At 42.0% G+C, this 19190-nt stretch carries 9 protein-coding genes; all 9 read right to left on the reverse strand.

Translation table 11 applies throughout. The annotated features are described in order from the left end of the window. Positions 1 to 249: 249 nt before the first annotated feature. The 9 genes from addA to pheT all read right to left on the reverse strand — a co-directional run bounded on the left by addA (position 250) and on the right by pheT (position 19170). The gene (gene addA, locus GWD08_RS02205) at positions 250 to 3912 is read right to left on the reverse strand and encodes a helicase-exonuclease AddAB subunit AddA (protein WP_159564090.1); all 3663 of its coding nucleotides are present in this window, start codon (positions 3910 to 3912) and stop codon (positions 250 to 252) included. Beyond that, positions 3902 to 7147: an ATP-dependent nuclease subunit B gene (rexB, locus tag GWD08_RS02210; RefSeq protein ID WP_159564041.1), complete on the reverse strand. Its 3246-nt coding sequence runs from the start codon at positions 7145 to 7147 to the stop codon at positions 3902 to 3904. Before rexB ends, addA begins: the two co-directional genes overlap by 11 nt. A gap of 585 nt (positions 7148 to 7732) precedes the next feature. Continuing rightward, a complete protein-coding gene (locus GWD08_RS02215) occupies positions 7733 to 8602 on the reverse strand; it encodes a class C sortase (RefSeq protein WP_159564042.1) in 870 nt (289 codons plus the stop codon). A gap of 39 nt (positions 8603 to 8641) precedes the next feature. Then, a complete protein-coding gene (locus GWD08_RS02220) occupies positions 8642 to 10147 on the reverse strand; it encodes a SpaH/EbpB family LPXTG-anchored major pilin (protein WP_159564043.1) in 1506 nt (501 codons plus the stop codon). A 21-nt stretch (positions 10148 to 10168) separates the two neighbouring features. Then, the gene (locus GWD08_RS02225) at positions 10169 to 14491 is read right to left on the reverse strand and encodes an InlB B-repeat-containing protein (RefSeq protein ID WP_159564044.1); all 4323 of its coding nucleotides are present in this window, start codon (positions 14489 to 14491) and stop codon (positions 10169 to 10171) included. 20 nt (positions 14492 to 14511) lie between these two features. After that, on the reverse strand, positions 14512 to 15084 hold the full coding sequence (lepB, locus tag GWD08_RS02230; RefSeq protein WP_408022825.1) for a signal peptidase I: 573 nt from the start codon (positions 15082 to 15084) through the stop codon (positions 14512 to 14514). Then, positions 15065 to 15292: a hypothetical protein gene (locus tag GWD08_RS02235; RefSeq protein WP_159561646.1), complete on the reverse strand. Its 228-nt coding sequence runs from the start codon at positions 15290 to 15292 to the stop codon at positions 15065 to 15067. Before GWD08_RS02235 ends, lepB begins: the two co-directional genes overlap by 20 nt. A gap of 684 nt (positions 15293 to 15976) precedes the next feature. After that, positions 15977 to 16564, reverse strand: coding sequence for a DNA-3-methyladenine glycosylase (locus tag GWD08_RS02240; protein WP_159564046.1), 588 nt, complete (start codon positions 16562 to 16564; stop codon positions 15977 to 15979). A 200-nt stretch (positions 16565 to 16764) separates the two neighbouring features. Continuing rightward, positions 16765 to 19170: a phenylalanine--tRNA ligase subunit beta gene (pheT, locus tag GWD08_RS02245; protein WP_159564047.1), complete on the reverse strand. Its 2406-nt coding sequence runs from the start codon at positions 19168 to 19170 to the stop codon at positions 16765 to 16767. Positions 19171 to 19190 lie beyond the last annotated feature (20 nt).

Below are 19190 nucleotides of genomic sequence, written 5' to 3' on the forward strand. Positions count from 1 at the left end.
ATAGTAAGATAATGGCTAGGATAGCCTTTTTAGTTTGCCTGAAATTTGTCAAAGTTATTCCAATCAGCATAATGAAAGTAAAAGAAAAGACAAACTGGAGGTTTAGACCAGTTTGTCTTCAATCTGAAATCGCTACTTAACGTGGCGATTTTTCTTTTTTGAGGGTTTGAAAAGCTATGATGGCTATGGAATAACTAACTACGGGAATGATTCTCCAGGATTTTATGAAAAATGGTTATTGCTTTCCATTCAAGGCACAGCGACTACTTCTACTTTTTCACCGCCCAGTAAGATAAGATAGGCATCAATCTGTTCAATACGGTAGGCTTGGCGTAGGGCCTGTGCGTAAAGTTGCATTTGGTGCTGGTAGCGATCGATCAGTTGCTTAGGGTCTTGGTAGCGATCTGTCTTATAATCAAAGACAACAATACGATCAGCCAACAAGATATAACCATCTATAATGCCGCGTAGGACAAAGTCTTCCTGGCTAGCAGGATCTGTTTTTAAGCTGGCAAAGGCAGCTTCGCGATGTAAAGTTACCTTGTGGTCCTGGATAAACTGGCCTAGTTCTGTCTGGTTAAAGAACTCATAGACTTTTTGAGTATCAAGGGCTTCTTTGACTGCTGTATCGGCATTGACCGCTTGACGGGCTGCTTCGATAACAGTATGGCTTATCGGTACTTCTAGCGGGATACGCTGCATGAGCTCGTGCATCGCTGAGCCGATTTGACGTGCTTCTACCTGTTTTGCTTGGTCAAAATCAGGTAAAGTAAAATCCCCTGCTCTAGCGGCTTGACTATCCATGATTTGCACGCCATCCAAATCCATAATCGGCTGGTAAAATGCTTTTAATTGACTTGGGGTTCGGACGGTTGGTAGATTGATCGCTGCTGCGTACGTTTGATTTAAGGCATTGACTTCTTCTACCATTGCTATGGCTTTTGCGATTTGCGGACTCTGTCTAAGATCTTTTAGGTCAGTCAGATCAAGCCTTGATCTTGGCTGGAGTGTACCGATTGCCTCGTCAGTCAGTTCAGACGCGCTAACATAGGCCACCTGATAGTCTAAGTCCTTAGCTGAAAAGGCGCTAGCGATTGCCAAAAGCCACTCTTGAAAAGACAGTAACTTTTCACGAAGGTCTGTGGGTAGCACCTTGCCTGGACTGCTTGTGGGGTACTTATCCTGCAGCTTACTTTGGCTGCCTTTTCCGACAAAGTACAGGCCTTTTTCAGCCCGAGTCATCGCTACATAGAGGAGCCGCATTTGTTCAGATAACGTGGCATGGCGCAATTCTTGTTTATTAAGCTGATAGGCCACTGTTTCAATAGCTACCTTAACACTTGCTAGCTGCTTTTCGTGCAGCTCTTTTTTTAAGTCGGTCAGCCATTTAATCCCAACACCCTGGTTACGGTTCAAAATCACAGGTGCATGAACATCTGTAAAACTAAAGCGCTGATCACAATTCATGATAAAAACATAGGGAAACTCAAGGCCCTTAGATTTATGTATCGTCATCACTGATACAGCATCTTTAGGCTGCTCAATAGGGACATCAGCCAGGTCATTGTCAGTTTCTAGGATGCGGTCAATCATTCGAATAAATCGCGATAATCCCTTAAAACCTGACTGCTCGAATTGTCCAGCACGAATGGCTAGCGCATACAGATTAGCTTGTGCTTGTTCGGCTTTAGCGCTTGTTCCTACATAGTCAAAATAGAAGCGGTCATTGTAAATTTGCCAGATTAAGGCATACAAAGAGTGACTCAGCGCATACTGACGCCAGGCTAAGAGCTGGTAGTGAAACCGTTCAATCTGCTGGTAGAGCTCCTCTGTGATCAAGTCAGGATGACTGCCTAAGCGGCTCAGGCTGTTTTTTAATTTGCCATAAAAGCTCTCAGCAACCTGATCTGGCTGAGACTGTAAGGCTATCCGAGCCAGCTGGTCTTCTGTAAATTGGAACATGGGTGATTTGAGCAAGGCGACTAAAGCATAGTCGTTGAGAGGGTTATTAATGGTGCGCAAGGTATCTAGCATGACCATGACTTCTACTGATTTGAGGTAATTAGCCTGACCACCATCGCCTACTACAGGAATACCATAGGCAGCAAATGTTTGAAAAATCTGTTCATTGCGGGTCCTTGAGCGGACCAACAAGGTTATATCAGAAAATGCAACCCCTTCTTCTTGATGGAGACGACTAATTTCTTTTACAACTAACTTGACCTCAAAAGCAGATAATTGTCCCGTTTCTTGATCAGGGGGCTCTTGGCCATCTGCTGCTTGTTCCTCGCTAGCCTCTTTTGTATCAGTATCATAAATCAGTAATTGAGGCACTATCCCACCAAGTTCTTGTGTTTGAGTGTCACTGCCTGCAAGCAGCTCATGCTCTTTTTCATAAGTCACATCACCAATTGTCTCATCCATGAGATGCCTAAAAACACTATTAGTTGCTGCTAGGACTTTGCTGTGACTGCGGAAATTCTCTTTTAACACAATGAGCTTGCCTTTTGTGGGATCCTGTTTAAACGTTTTGAATTGATGATTAAAAATCTGAGGATCAGCCTGGCGAAAACGATAGATGGATTGCTTAATATCGCCGACCATAAAGCGATTATGGCCATTTGCTAATAATTCCAAGAGGCACTCTTGCATATGATTATTATCTTGGTATTCATCGACCATGACCTCATGGTATTTGCTTTGAAAAGCCCTTTGTAGGTCCTGATTTTGCCGAAGAATATGAATAGCTAAATGAGCAATATCAGCAAATTCATAGCTATTTTCCCGTTTTTTGAGTTTGAAATAATGCGCTGAGAAATCACCCACAAACCTTTGTAAAATATTTAAAGCTGGTAAACTCTCTGGCTGATGGGCTATGATAAGCTCCAAATGGCGGAGCGTTTTTATCTGGTCCTGAAGGCTTCTAAAAACAGGATATTTGATACCTGAAACGGTTACCTGGTCCGAAGAAGGCAGCAGGGCGGTCAGATCCTGCGCCAGCTGACCTAGATGAGATTTACTATAGTAAAAATCAAAATGATTGGCCCACTCTTGCAAACTTTCAATAATAGCTAGATGCTTGGTATATTTGGCTGTTGGTTTACCCGTTTTTGTCGTTTGGCTATAATCAGGCAAATCTGTCACATCCTGTAAGGCATTCGCCGTTTGCAACATCACCTCAGTTAATTGTTGAATTAGCGTGTCTGGCAAGGCAGCATAGTCCTGATAGGTTTTTGCCCCGCGTAAAAAGACCTCCTCCAGCCAATAGCTGGGGTCAGCCGTTGACTGGGCAAACTGATAAGAGGCAAATACAACTTGCTTAAAACCAGCCGAATCTTTGCGCTGTCCTGAAAAATTTTTCACCAATTGGATAAAGGTGGACTGATCAGGACCTGCCATGTATTCTTCAAAGAGCTCTTGGTAGACCTGATTTTTCAAAATATCTTGCTCAGACTGGTCTTGGAGGATACGATAACGCGGAGCAATTCCAATGGTATAGCCGTATTCTGAAACTAACTTTTGAGTGAAGCTGTCCATGGTTCCAATATCTGCTCGTTCTATGGCTTCGATTTGTTCATTTAAGTAGTTTTTCCAAGCTGGATCTTGCTGTTTTTTAAGTTCTGTGACTAATTTTTGGTGCAGCCGTTCTTTTAGTTCAGTGGCTGCTTTGACGGTAAAAGTTGCGATAAACAGGGAGTCAATCGGTATTCCGCGCAGGATTTTATCAACGATACGCTCAACCATAACAAAGGTTTTACCTGAACCAGCCGAAGCAGAGACAAGTATATTTTGGCCACTGCTATAGATGGCTTCGATTTGTTCTGGTGTCCGTTTTTGAACCTTATCAGAATGCAGCTCCTCTTCTTGGAGCTGTTTGATTTTGGCAGCTGTTAAAAAGGGTTCAAACCTCATCATGACTTTCTCCTTCTTGCATTAAGGCCAAAAAGCCCTCTTTTTTATTCTTAGCAGGCAATTTCACCAGATGTCTGGCTTGAGCCAAATCAAGGTCTGCTTCAAACCCGGTGATCGCCTTTAATTGATCGCCTTGGACGGTTTTACCATCTTGTGTATAAGGATTAATCAGAAAATGTCCCTTGGTGATTAGCTGTTTTGCCCGCTCAAATAAAGCCTGGTTATAGGTTAGCATTAACTCAATTTCCGCCTGACTATAAAGGCTATTGCGAAGGTAATAGCGACCATTGGCTAGATGTTCTTTTGCCTCTTCCATAAAAATGCCGCGATAAGTCAGTTCCTGATAGACTGCCTCAACTAACTTACCACCGATTTCTTTAAACTGATTGAGTTCCAGTTTTGGTTCATGCATATGAAGATACATAGCACCGTAAAAAGGGCGCTGAGCTTGCTCACTTGCTTGCAAGGCTGATAAATAAGTAACCAATTGTGAATTGAGGCCATTGTAGAATTTACCAATATCAAAATTAGTCTGACTAGATTTATAATCCACCACTCCTAACTGACCATCTGCTAATTGGTCAAGCCGATCAATTGTCCCACTAATCTGGAGGTGATCTGATAAGGGTAAGATAAAGTGTTTCTCACGTTCTAAGACCTGTAAATCAGTTTGCTGCTCCAAAATCGTAGCTGTTGACCAAATAATGTCTTTTAAAATTTCAAAGTCATAGCGACCTTCAGCCGTTGTTTGGTAATAAGTAGCAATATCTCGGTAGTGATTAGCTTGTTCAATAGCTGCCGCAACCTTTTGGTCAAATGGTACCGCACTGTGATCTGATAAAATCAATTCAAACACTTTATGTAGATAAGTACCATGATTATTGGCCTTTGCTTTAGAAGTTTCAAGCTGGTGTAAACCTAGTACATATTGGAGGAAATACTTGTATTGGTTGTTATAAAAGCTCGTTAAGGCAGAAGCAGAAAGCTTTAGCGGTTGTTCTGGCGGGAATATAAGAGCTAAAACCTCTGGTGAGAGCGGCTGTGTTTGTAAACGTTTAGAAGCACTAGGCCAGCTAAAATGCTCCCTCTCTAAACGACGTTTGACATAACGCAGCATGACTGTCCAAAATTGGCGTTCCCCATCATTTAGTTCTTCCGTCACATCTCCTTGATTAATCGCAACCACGCTGGATAAGAGGGACTTGAAATTGCCAATATCAGTTGCTTCCATTGAGAAGCGATTTTTCCCGATAGTAGTCAAAGGAATGCCTAATGACAGCAATTCTTTCAGATAGGGTGATAGCTCTTGGCTGACATCATTTAAAAGCGTTGGAAAGCTAATCACCAGCTCTTGGGTCGCTGACTGATACAAAGACATAGCAGTAAAATGATTCTTTTGGCTATTATCATAACTTGGTATTGGCATTTGATGCAGGGCATCCTGGTGCTCATTGCTAGCAAGGCGTTCTTGATCTGAAATCAGAGTAGTGTTAAGAGCTGGTTTTGGAAAATACGACCGAGACATTCCAATAGCATACACAAATTTATTTGTATGTGGCTCAATGAGGTCATAAGATTTGATGGTCACCACATCAACAGTGGCAGGTACAACCCGGTAAGTTGCCGCCTGCATGCCAGCTCTAAGCACGGCCAAGCAATGCGACAGCGTCATTTTTTCTTGTGCAAATAAGGAGAAAAATTGCTCAAGCAAAGCTGTAAAAGCCTTCCAAACTTCCAAATCTTTGTCCTGCTCAAGTGCTGGTTTAGTTAATGATATAGCCTGAAATTGCTGGGGCAACTGGATAGCTACTAAAAAATCTCGGACCTGTCTGACCAATGCAGCTGCCGATTGAGCTCTTTGACTTAACAGAGTTTGGAGCGGTTGTACCACTTTTTTTCTAATCTCATTTAAGAACGCCAAATCAAAAGTAGCACGACCTTGCTGGTCATAGCTCGTTTTAGTAAAAGGCTTGGCAAAATCCCCTAGACCATTTAGGTCTGCATAATTGAGATAGTATTCCAGCTGGTCACTTTCTGGTTGCGTTATCCCTCCAAAGAGGCCCGATTTCAACAGATGACACAAGTCATCAGCGCGCCAATGATATTTTTTGAGGCGATAAAGGGACTCAACAAATTGGACCAGTGGATGATTGGTCATGCTTTCAGCTTTTCCTAAATAATAAGGAATCTCATACTTATCAAAAATCGGACCGATTTGCTGATAATATGTCTCCACATCACCCAATAAAACCAAGTGATCCTTGTAACGGTAGCCTTGATTGAGCTTTGCACGGATGGCTTTGGCGATGTGTTCAATTTCTTCTTTTTGGTTAATGGATTCCCACAGGGCGACCCTACTTAAATCAGCAGCGGAAAAATCAACTGATGTCTCCGTGAAATCATGCTGCGCTTCGACAGCTTTTCCTAATTTCTGAAAGGTTTGAGGATAAGTATCTGTATCGGCTAAATACTGTGGCTGCACCTGATAGCGACCGGCCAGCTTAAGGAGAAACTCTAGACTGGCCTCATAGACATTACCTTTTGTATAACTAGCACGAAAAGCCTTCTGGCTACAGTAAGCACCTATAATGACTTGCTGGCAGTAGCGATGAAACAAGTCAACCAAGGCTTCTTCTTCAGCTGAAAAACGGGTGAAACCATCAATCACAATTACTGTTTTAGCCAGTCTATCATTCAATTGACCTGTCAAAATACTTTTAGCAAACAGGCTTAAAGGACTACTTGCTGTCAAAGCATTCGCCTGCATAAGGTCCGTGACCCGCGCAAAAATGGTGCTTAATTCGCTGGTCTTTCTGGGGTTATCCAAAATCAGATCGCTAATAGATAAATGTGACTGTCGTAGCTCTTTAAATAAATCAACCAGCTGGTCAATAAAGCCAAAATCTTCTTTGAGAGCATAAAACATCGGAAGGTCTTCTTGATCTAATTGCAATAAGGCTCGATAAAACAGCATGGTCAGGCCACTATCATCCACTGGCTCTGACTCAGTCACCTGATCTAGTAAAAAATAACGAGACATCTGGGCAAAACGGGTGATCACAATATCAAAAGATGCCTGCTCTGGTAACAATTCTAAGACTGTTCGTTCTTTTTCAAAAGATAACGAATTGGGGGCAATATAAAAAACCCGGTAGCCTTTTTTAGCAAAGGCGTCCGCTTCTTTTACGAGCAATCGGGTTAAATCGTGGTGCATTTCTGTGTATAAAAGTTTCATAATGCTCCTTTATCAGTTCGACGAATCAATACTCTTATTATAGCAAAATGCGAACAGGAATGCTCAGTCAAAATGCATAAGAACAGCCAGACAGCACGACCACGCAACGTTTCTAGTAAAAGAGTCCCTCACAAAAAGCAAGTAACACAGCTAAGCCAGGGAATAAGAAAGAAACGGCACCGCCCCTTTGTTTTATCCAAGGAGTCGGAGCCTCAAGCCTAGCTGACAAGCTGTTTCTACACCAAGAATCACAAAAACAGCCACCTGTGGTTGAGCTAGGTCTCCGTAACAAGCTCAAATCAACTAAGTCCTCGCAAAAAATCCAACCCCACTACAATCAGCTAAAGGTCTAACTAAAATCGGCTAAAAATCCTAACCAGTCCAAACCAGCTCAAAATCCTGAACCTGCCAGCAAAAAACAGCAGGAAACACAAGCCACAAAGGCTGAGGCTACTCTGCTGCTAGTTGTTGTAAGAGTGACGCAAAAGGCTTAGATCAAAAAGGCTTTTTGCTTAGAGTTATACTTGCTTGCCTGTCTCTTAGATTCGCTAGCTAGGAAATGGTAGAGGCCATACCTAAACGTCGTTATTGGTGAGTAAGTTTATCTAACTCACTGACTAAAAGGTCTTGGCGCTGCTGAGTGCGCCTTGTCGCACCTAAAAAGATAAGCAATAAGACCATAAGTACAATGGCTGCAATAAATGAGGCGATATAGATGGGTTCAATTTGTAGAGCATCAGCAACAACCATGGCATTTCCATTTTCATTTGGCACACGGTGTCCTCGCACGAGCAGCCGATGCGTATTAACACCGTAGGGCGTACAAGTTACCAAAGTTTGATAGTCCTTGCCCTTAACAATCTGTAAATCTCTTAAATCATTTGGCCTAACAATTCGAATTTGATCAACTTCATAGCTATAGGAGTGATTTAAAATACTGACTGTCCATCGGTCGCCTATTTTTAACTTATCAAGATCTGAAAATAAGCGTGAAGAAGGCAAACCGCGGTGACCTGATAAGATTGCATGGGTTGATTGACCACCGATTGGGAGACTACTGCCTTCAATATGCCCGATAGAGGTTTGTAAAACCTTGTCATTGGTCCCATGATAGAGCGGTAACTTGACATTGATCTTTGGAATCGTGATATACCCCATGTTGCCGGTTTGATCAATAGACAATTGTGAATTATAGGCTTCGCGTTCTTTGGCTGTTAAGTGCCAATGAATACCACTGCTTTCAAATTGGCTATTATATTGCTTAGCACGCTGTAAAATGCTCTCATACGCTTTTGTATCCATGTGTGTCACACGTTCTTGGTAAGTCATGATTGCTCTTGATTGGTGAAAGGAATTCCAATAATTAGCAAGTAAAGGATAGACCAACAAGCCTACCCCCACAAGCAATATAGCGACAAGCACAATGGTGCTAAGATGTTGTCGGATTTTTTTCATTGATGTTATCGTTGTCCTGTCTGACTTAGTGCAATAAGTTTAAGATTGGAGGCGACGTTTGGCGACAAAGATGACACCCACTGTAATAACTAGAATCCCTCCAATTGCGTAGAATAAGATTGTACCAATACCACCTGTTGATGGAAGTTCCGAGCCTTTATTATTTTTCACTGTAGGCGTGACCAAAAGGTTATCTGAGTTAGTCGCGTCACTCGCCCCACTACCAAGAGTAATGGCTTGTGGCTCAGACAATAAATTATAACCGGCGGGAGCTTTTTTCTCTACTAAATAGTAGGTCCCTTCCTTTAGGCCTGTGATGGTCACTAAGCCATCTGCGTCAGTTTTGTACTCAGTCGCTTGATCTTGACTACCCCAGGCCACATCGTCAGGATTACTGAAATCCAAAAATTGCCCAGCAGCATTTTTCAAGATAAAGACCGCACCAGAAAGAGCAGCATTACTTGAGCCATCAACTTTTTTAATGGTGATTTGACCCTCTCTGACAGTAACCGACTTACTTGGCGCGTCTGTTTTGTCATTGGGATTTATCGTAGCCGTATTCGTATTACTAGGTAGATCGCCTGAACCTGGCTTAGCCGCCTTTTTCAATACACCTGTATAGGTAACTGTAATGGTGTTAATGCCTTTATAGAAAAAATCATCAGCTGCGCCATTTTGGTTGTTTTCTGTCGGTGTATTTGTGCTTGCCCAAGGAATCGTCAGCGTGAAGGCATCATTAGTTTCAGTGAGGGAGTAATGACCTTTTGACTTGTCCGTTCCTTGTGTCAAGGTGGTGATTTGGCCAGCCGCATCAGTCACCGTTACAGTATAATCTTTATTTAAAGCAATTGCTGCCGCATCAGGTATCTTGTCTTTGAGGACATATTGATAAACTTTTTGAGCGCCATCATAATTAACAGCATTCTTATAAGTGATTGTGTACTTAATGGTGTCACCAACAGAATAAGAGGTTTGATCAACCGTTTTGCCACCGCCATCACCCCAACTGGCATTGGTATTTTTTTCATGAATGGTGGCATTTGGTGAAACAGAGGTGACCATGACCACCGCACCATTATTGACATCACTTGCAACATAATAATAACCATAATCACTGACTGTCAACACTTCTGAACCATCTGCATCATTTTCAGTGGCTGTTTTGACAGGTGTCTCTTTTGCCGAAATTGCCTTAGCCCAGTTAGCAATATCAGTTGCTGAAGCATTGTCTTTTTTACTCACATAAGTGCGTCCGCCGTTGACTGTGGTGGCAAATAGAGTATCAAACTTGTCAGAGGCTTTATAGGCTTCTTCTTTTCCTGCTGGAATCATGTATGCGACGCCATCTTTATTGGCATCACTTGCACTTGAATCTGCAATGTCAGCATCAAAGATTTTATAAGCACTGTAGGTAGCACCTTTTTGAGTATCGGTAACAGTGATGGTTCCTGTCATTGCAGCGATAACTGGGACAAGCAAGGGTGAGGTAGTTGTCCCTAAGGCGAGAGCTACTACTAAAAGTAATTTTATTAATCTCTTTTTCATTTCTAATTCCTCTATATCTTTTTACGAACGTAAATGCTGCTTGACTACTTTTTTATAATATAAAAGTAAGCCAGCGGGTAAGGCCAGCAAAAGCCCAACCACTAGATAAATGTAGGTGCCAATACCACCTGTACTTGGCAACTCAGTGCCTTTACTATTTGTTATTTTAAAGGTAAAGACTGTTGAGCCATCTGGGAGGGCAACCCTACTTGGGCTTATACTGTTGCCATCTTGATCCAAACTCACATCTGTAGCAATCACTAAGGTTGCCAGATCTTTCTTTGGCAAGAGGTAACCCGGCGGAGCCTGAGTTTCTGTAAAATAGTATTTCCCCAAAGGTAATTCCACATAATTTTCATTACCAATAATTAAGAAACCTTCCTTGTTGGTTACGACATGGGTATAAAGCGGGGTACTTTCCTTATGTCCTGCTGCGTCGGCAGCATAAATATCAAAAACAGCGCCAGCTAAAGGTTCATCCATCTTTTCGGCATTGACTTTTTCTAGTCGAACCTTTTGTTTAATGCGCGTGTTAGTAAAGGTAATAGCCACATCACCTTTTACTGTAAGCGCAACTTCCCCATCAAGATCATAAGCCTTATCACTTGCACCATTGGCCAGATTTGTTTCAACCACATGCTCAGTCGCTTTAAATTCATCCGTTACTTGTTCATTAATGCGGATTGCCGTCCCATAAGGAACATTAACAAAGGTCTTGGTTTGCCCATCTTTAAGTGCCAAGTTGGCCTGTTGAAGAGAGTTACTGGTTTCAAAGATAAATCGGCGTGCCTTGTCTTCTTCAAGCCCAACAACCGTCTTTGAAACACTAACAGTGTATGTCTTTGGCTGCCAAACAGCGTAAAGGATATTTGAAGCATCTGGCTCATTGTCAATTCCAATGACTTGGCCAGCCTTAAATTCAACATGACCTGTGTTGGCTAAATCTTTATCATGATTCCAGCCAATTAGATTGTAGCCTTCTCTTGCAAAATAGTCATTTTCTGGTATTGTTGTGGTACTGTTCAAATCCATTGACGGCAAGGTAACCTGATTGACCACACTACCATCAGCCAAGGTTTTTGTACCGCCATTACCATCGTATTTAATCGATGTATCCCCTAATTTAATATCACCTATAGGAATAATCACGGGGTTGATGGTAATATTCTTAGCAGCATCTGCTAAGTGCGCATCAATGACGATGGAATCATAGGGATTGTACAGTTTTCCATTGTACCACCAGCCACGAAAACGGTAACCATCTGGCATGGTCGGGCGTCTTAAGAGCGCAGAGTGAGAAGCATCATCATAGGAATCAGCATCGATTGGTTCATTACTTGTTTTAACCTGATTACCTAAAGAGTCTGTAACAGGTTTTCCATCAAAACCAACCGCATTATTGCTATAAATAAGGTGATAGTCTCCTACTTTGCGCCAAATGGCTTTGATGGTTATGTCCTGAGTAACCGCACCAGAAAAATTATAGGGACGCATGGTTCCATCGGGATTCACATAATACCAGCCAATGAGTTTGTAGGCATCTTTTTCATACTTGTAGCTTGGACTTGTCCTAACATTAGGCAGTTCAGTATTTTTAGTGTAGTAAGCTGTTTTTGTCTTAGCAGGGTCGGATTCTCTGGTATCGTATTTATAGTAGTAAGTGCCGGTAGAATCTTCAAGGTAATCACGTGAAATATCTTTATAGTCCGGGATATGTTCACCATAATAAAGGTCCAGATAAGTTTCGTCTGCTGGTGATAGTTGCCCACCATTTGGATCAATGTTAACCTTGTATTTAATTTTTTTCCAACCCGCGTAGACTTTCACGTCATGGGCAGGCATAGCCGTATTAAAATTAAATTCCTGGGTTTGCGCCTGATCCTTATACCACTTCCCATCCCAGACATAGCCTGGTAAACTTGGTTTTGGCTGATTGACGGTTGTAACTGGTTTAAATGTAGATAAATTTTCTTCGTATAAGACATCTTTAGCCTCAAAATTAGGCAAAGCTGTATTATCTAAAGGATCAAGATAGTGAATTTTATATTGCTTGCGCTCATACCAAACCTTCAAATTAAGGTATTCTCTATAATAACTGCCATAATTATCATAATAGGAATCGGATACCGGAATAGTTGTATTCACACTGGTTTGTTGTCTAGCTGCATCAAAAAGGCTATTGTCTTGATAGAGACGTTGGTAAAATTTTACATTAAAACCAGTGTACTTTTCTGTAAAGGTAAAGACATCTGCTCCTGCTCCCCCACCTGTATCAGACAAGACATAGCTACCATCCAAGGCCTGTTTGTAAAACAAATAGGTTTGGACTCGCTGCCCTGCTGGGTATAGTCTAATGTCATAAGGATTTGCGCCGCGAACATTCCCAGGGGCAATAAATTCACCCAAATAGCTCATACCAGTATAACCAGAAGTGGTTAAATAGCGCCAAGAGCCGGTTTTCCATTGATAGCCATTTGCAGCCAAGGTTGTCCCATAAAGACCGGTATAGGTTTCTGCATAGGATGAATTGGTCCAAGGATAGTTGTTATTTAAGTAATCCCTTTCAGCATAGCCTCCTTTTGCAAAGCGTATGGTTACCAGCTGACGATCATAATAGACATTTATCACACTGGAACCATCATCTTTAATCATGACACTGGTCTGAGTAAAGGTATCATTGACTTTGAAACCTTTTGGCAAGTTAGCATTTATATCTGCCAACGATAAGGTCTCACGGCTCAGTGCTAAGCCTGAACGTGTTACCTGGCCAGCATATTCATAGTTTTTTTGCGCATCTGTTGCTGTCTTACTATCAGTAATGGATTGCTGCCAGTAATTAATGGTATAGGTTGTTTGGGCAGGAGCCCAATGAGCATATAAAACGGTATCGCTCGTTAGGTATTGATTAAAGTCAAATAAACTACCACCATTTTCAGCCGTATACCAGCCAGTGAACGTATAACCCTTTCTGGTCGGATCAGTTGGTTTTACGGTAGAAGCCAGCTGATCAGTCGTCAAACGTCTAGGAGCCACGTAGGTAACCCCAGTTGATAGGTCTCCTGTATCAAAATCCATTTTATGGGATTCTTTAAAAACGGGATATAAATCAAGATCTCCAGAAACAGCCAAGGCTTTGATTTCAGAATCCGTTAAGGGACTACCATCTGCTGTTTTTGACCAGCCAACAAACAAAAGGGTTGAGCTTGGTGGGGTTACCTTGTAGGTACTCAAGTCAGCCGTTCCTTTTCCACTACTGTCTAGAGGCACCTCATAACGTTCGTAGATATTTTTACCCGCACTATCATCAAATAAGGTAACGGTGGCAATCTTATTCATAAAGGGTCTAACGATGATTTCTTTCGTTTGAGTTACCGTAACAGGTTGCCCAAAAACAATAGGATCACCATATTTTCCTGTTGCTAAGTCATAAGTGTACCAACCATTAAAATGTTCCCCTGGCTTAATAATTGGAATTCCCACTTCACCAAGTGATTCTCCGTTTTTAAGGATTTGCTGATGCGTTTGCAAGCCAGAATCCGTTAAAAAATGATAGTCAGTTCCATCGTTATTTTGAAAATGATACGTGAATCGAGGAACGATGCTATTATCTGCTTGCACGATGGCATAAATAGAGAAAGAATTGGTTTTAAAAGCGACATCGCTTCGACTTTGTTGGGACTCTGCGCTAGCTTTTGATGCTAAAACTTCAGTTTGCCCATCATCTTTAAAGTGGACAATTTGCAGCTCATCATCTTTGGCATCCAAGGCGTGATCATAAGTGACGTCAACCTTGACAGCTTCAGCTGGCTCTATTTCTTTACCGTCTGATAAAATGCTTATGTCATAAAGCTTAAACGTTTTGATCTCTTTATCTTGCTTTTCTACCTGAGCCAGCGCTTTTGCTTTATAGCTTTCAAAGGCATGATCTTGTCGCTTTAATTCTGTCACTTTTAACTCTGCATTGTTTGGGATATTGGCTGCTTTGGTGAAACTAACCGTGACCAAATAATCAGCTCCGCGATAAGACAGGGGCGGTTGCTGCTCCTGCTCTTTAGCCCTATCACCTGCTTTTTCTTGGTTAGCAATCGAGCTGTTTGCTTTTACTGGAGCATCCGATGACTGCTGTGCTATAGAACGTGCTGAGCTTTCTGGCTGATTAGGCCGCAAGCTTAGCCCAACCTCACTAGTCTTGCTACTATCAACTGTAATAGCAGGTAATAGTAACAAGTAAGTGGTCAAAAAAATTGTTAAAGGTACCAATACCCACAAACCAATCTTCCATCGCCGCTGACTTTGTCTATTCCCTAGTGAGTCTATAATCAAAGCATGGAACTTTTTTAGCATCTACTATTTTCCCTCCAAATCTAATGAATAAAACCAAGTTTATCTAAAGGCCAAATTCTAAAAGCTACCTTTCCAACCAGCTGCTCTTTAGCAATATCGCCAACAGCGGTGTTACGCGAATCAATGGATGCTTGGCGATTATCACCCATGACAAAAATTTTCTTATCTGGTACTTGATAAGGGTACTTAATATTATTCTTTCCTAAAGCTTTATTAAGGACATAGGGTTCTTTGAGCTGCTTTTGATTGACATAGACATTACCTCTAGTGTCGACATTCACCCAATCTCCTGATTGGGCAATGACTCGCTTAACCAAAACCTTATTATTATAATAAAAGGCAATCACATCTCCTGTTTTAAAGTCTGAGCCTTTAACCGTTAGCACCACATCTCCTGCAACCAAGGTTTTATTCATCGAATGACCATAAATGCGTAAAACGGGTAGCCATAAAACGGCTATTAAAATAGCACTTGCAGCAACCGCCATAAGCACATACACCGTATTTTTCACTACCTCTACAAAACGCTTTCGATAATTCAAGCGGTCCAGCTCCTTAGCCAACGTCTCTGAATTAATCTTTTGTGTCATCATCCATCCCTTTCACAGCTGACTGTTCCTCTATATTGGCCAAATAAATATCCGCTGCTGCTTGGGCGGCTTCAAAAATACCGCTTAATTGCAGAGCGGCTTCTGCCAGGTTGCCGGATGCCTTTATTTTAATTGACCGACTTTCTAACTCGGATTTCATTTTATTGATTTCTTGTTCTTGTTTTTCAATTAAAATTTGCTGCTCCAACATCATTTCGAGCAGCTCTTTTCTTTTTAATTTTTTTAAAATTGTCACTTACCTCCCATCTTTAACACAAAAAGTTCAGTAAATTCTACCAAATGCGCTTCTAATTGTCGAAAAATAATACTTTACTTAAACACATATAATCTATCAAATTTTTTATTATTCGTCAATTCGTAAGATTAAATTTTTAGAATTATAGTTTCTGACGTCATACATTGGACCTGATCACCGTTCCCTTATTCCCTAAACCAATTAAGCTAACTCTTGGGCAGACATAGGATGGTTTGTCACAAGCACTTGCCAAAGTGTGGTATTTTCTTCCCAGCTAAAGAAAAAAGATTGAAGAAAATGACCAAAATGGACAATATCTTCAATCTGAAATAGCTTTAGTGCCAATTAATTTTGTGAAGGGGTAATAAGTAAAATGGAACCAGTTTCCTGAAAGAGAAGCAAATTTGCTAATGTGCTTGAGTAACATAGAAGCCAAAGCTACACAGTTCATCTCATTCATTCCTTGTAGTGTTAGAGCAGTTTTAAGGATAGACAAGGCAGGTTAGAGTCACAGCCGCATTAGGAGCTGCTACTTCTTTGCCCACTATTTACTAACTGCTTATGCTAGCTGCTCTCATACCAAAGCATATCTATTATTTTAGGTATTCTGCTCTAATGTTAGCTGTTAATATCTATAGACTACTGAGCTTTGGCTTTTACCCAAGTGTCTTGGTCAGCCAAGAGGCCTTTTTTTCGAACATGAGAAACATGACGATTGCCTAAAACATAAAAACATAGAGGCTCTTCTTTCCAATGATCGCTGCACGTTACCCCAATCCGGGCACGGCTGCCGATGACTTTAGGCCTTGCTCCCATTTTTAAAGTCAATTGAGAGCTTGCTAGTGACTGGCCATCAAAAACCTTAGTGATATTAGCTAAGCGGGTCAATTTTCCCGGGCCATTGGCCTCAGGTAGCTGCCCTTTTGTCTCCAAAGCTCGTATCAAAATCGCCTCTGGAATGTCTTTTGGACGTGTGACAAGGTTTAGCATATAATAACCATACATCTGATAAACATACCAATGACCTGCCTGCAAATACATGGCTTCGTTACGAGGAGTTCTGCGACCCTTAGCACTATGACAAGCACTGTCATTTACCCCTAGATAGGCCTCTGTCTCGACAATTCGCCCAAGGCATATTTCACCTAGATAGAGGTCCATACCTAATAATTGCTTAGCACTTGCTTGGGTATCTGTCAAAAGCAAGTCATGAAACGCGGACTCCATACCATCCTCCTTTTGGTTATAGTCTTTTCAAAGCTTCAGCTCAAGTAAGCTAGTCGTGATAAGCCCAGAAAGAAGCAAGTGGCTGCACTTGCTGTGCCTAACGCTCAGCCAGCTACTCCTATTAATCGCCCGCGTGCCTCCTGGCCTTGGTCTCACCAGGAAAAATGCGCCAAGAATTCAGCTAAGTGATCACACAGATACTAACGAATCTCGGCTTGAACTTCCTCTACTAAGGATTTGGTAATCTTCTCCATGTACTTAGCAACTTCTTCATCTGTTAGGTTATCTGTCGGATTTTGGAAAGTTAGACTGTAAGCCATTGATTTAAAACCAGTCGCAATTGTTGGGCCAAGATAGACATCAAAAAGTTTCACTGCTTTAAGTCGTTTAACCCCAGCTAGATTAATCGCGTCCAAAATCATTTGATGGCTAGTGTCTTGTGGCACCAAAAGAGCAATATCACGACTTACAGCAGGGTACTTAGTAATGTCTTCAAAGACAAATTCTTCTACCATCAAGCTTTGGATAAGGGCTAAATCAAGTTCGGCCACATAAGTCTCTGTAATACCATACTGACTTGCGACCTGTGGATGCACCTGCCCTATTATCCCAACCAACTGGTCTGCAACAAGAATTCGTGCGGTACGACCAGGATGCATGTGAGCCAGGTTGGTTTCTCTCTCAAATACAGCTGAGATACCCAATCTCTCAAAAAGCATTTCCAAGATACCTTTGGCATAGAAGAAATCAACTGGTGTAGCTGGTGTTTGAAAGTCTTTTTCACTGACTAGTCCTGTGACTGCAAAAGCAAAATGTTCTATCTCTTGTGGCAAGTCAACTTGTGGGTCCTGCCCTTGTTTAAAAATTTTGCCAATTTCATAAACAGCCAAATTACTATTTTTACGAGCCCGATTGTAGGCTAAGGTATCCAAGATCCCTGGAATAAGGCTTTGCCGCAGCGTAGAACGCTCAACAGACATTGGCCACATCAGTTCTGTTAATTGACTTGGCGCGAGGGTAAAACTGACTGCCTTTTCTTGAGTGGTTAAAGCATAAGAAATGATCTCATTAAGCCCTGCACCTTCAGCTAAACGTCGAACCTTGCGGCGTAAGGTTTGCATAGCTGTCAACTCACCACTAGTGCCAGCAGTTTGAGGTAAGGTTGTCGGAAGCTTATCGTAGCCATACAGTCTCGCAATTTCTTCTACGAGATCTGCTTGAATCGTAATGTCCCACCTACGGCGTGGAACTTCGACTGTAAAGGCTTTAGCATCCCCATGAATGGCAAAGCCAAGTCGATCAAAAATAGCCATCAGATCAGCGTAGCTGAGTTCCGTGCCTAAACGGACATTCACATAATCCAAAGTGGATAAAACAGGTACAGGTGTGCGATCAACACTACCTGCTTGGACAACACCCGATAAGACTTGACCACCAGCTAGTTCTTCTAATAATGCTGCTGCATAATCTAATGCGGTGAGAACCGTATCATGATTGATGCCTTTTTCAAAACGCGAAGAGCTCTCTGAACGTAGGTTTAAACGGCCACTTGTTTTACGAATAGCTTGGCTGTTGAAGACTGCTGCTTCAAGGACAACCGTTGTTGAGCTGTCATCAATTTCTGTCGCTTGGCCACCCATGACTCCAGCCAGGGCGACCGGTTGATCCTCAACCGTAATCAAAAGATCACCTGCCAGCAACTCCCGTTCTTCGCCATCTAAAGTCACTAAGGTTTCACCTGTCCGTGCCTGCCGCGCAGCAAGGTGACTACCGCTGAATTTAGCATAATCAAAGGCATGCATGGGCTGGCCAAAGGTTAAAAGCACATAATTAGTGACATCCACCACATTATTAACCGGTCGAATTCCAGCATTCATGAGACGATTTTGCAGCCACTGCGGACTGGGCGCAACGGTGACATCTTCGACCACACGTGCAGCATACATGGCAACCTGATCAGTTTCGATACGGACTGAGAGCTTCTTAGCAGCTGCTGCTGACACTTCATGAGGGGTTTTATCTGTAAACGTCAAAGCCTTATCATAGATAGCTGCCACCTCATAGGCAACACCTCGCATGGATAGGGCATCGGCACGGTTTGGCGTAATAGATAATTCAATAATCTCATCATCCAAGCCCAAATAGTCAAAGACACTCTCACCTGGAATAGCATTATCTGGCAAGATCTGGATACCATCCACAAATGCTTTAGGAATAATGCTCTCAGGCAAGCCTAATTCTTGAAGGGAACAAACCATACCAAGTGATTCCATGCCGCGAATTTTACCCTTTTTGATTTTGTAATTATCGGCAATACGCGCACCTGGTAAAGCAACAATCACTTTAAGATCAGCAGCAATATTTGGAGCACCACAAACAATTTGGCGCGGCTCATCCTCACCAGTGTCAATGAGACAACGGTGCAAATGGGTATCTGGCACGTCTTCACAAGTTAAGACATGACCAACTACTAGCTTAGAAAGACCAGCTGATGGGACAGTAATCCCTTCAACTTCAATGCCTGTTGTCGACATCTTTTCTGCTAGAGCTGGCGCTGGAACATCAATAGCGACAAGTTCTTTTAACCAATTATAGGATACTAACATAACTTTTTTCTTTCTATTTT

This window comes from Streptococcus halichoeri (assembly GCF_009870755.1).
Taxonomy (GTDB): domain Bacteria; phylum Bacillota; class Bacilli; order Lactobacillales; family Streptococcaceae; genus Streptococcus; species Streptococcus halichoeri.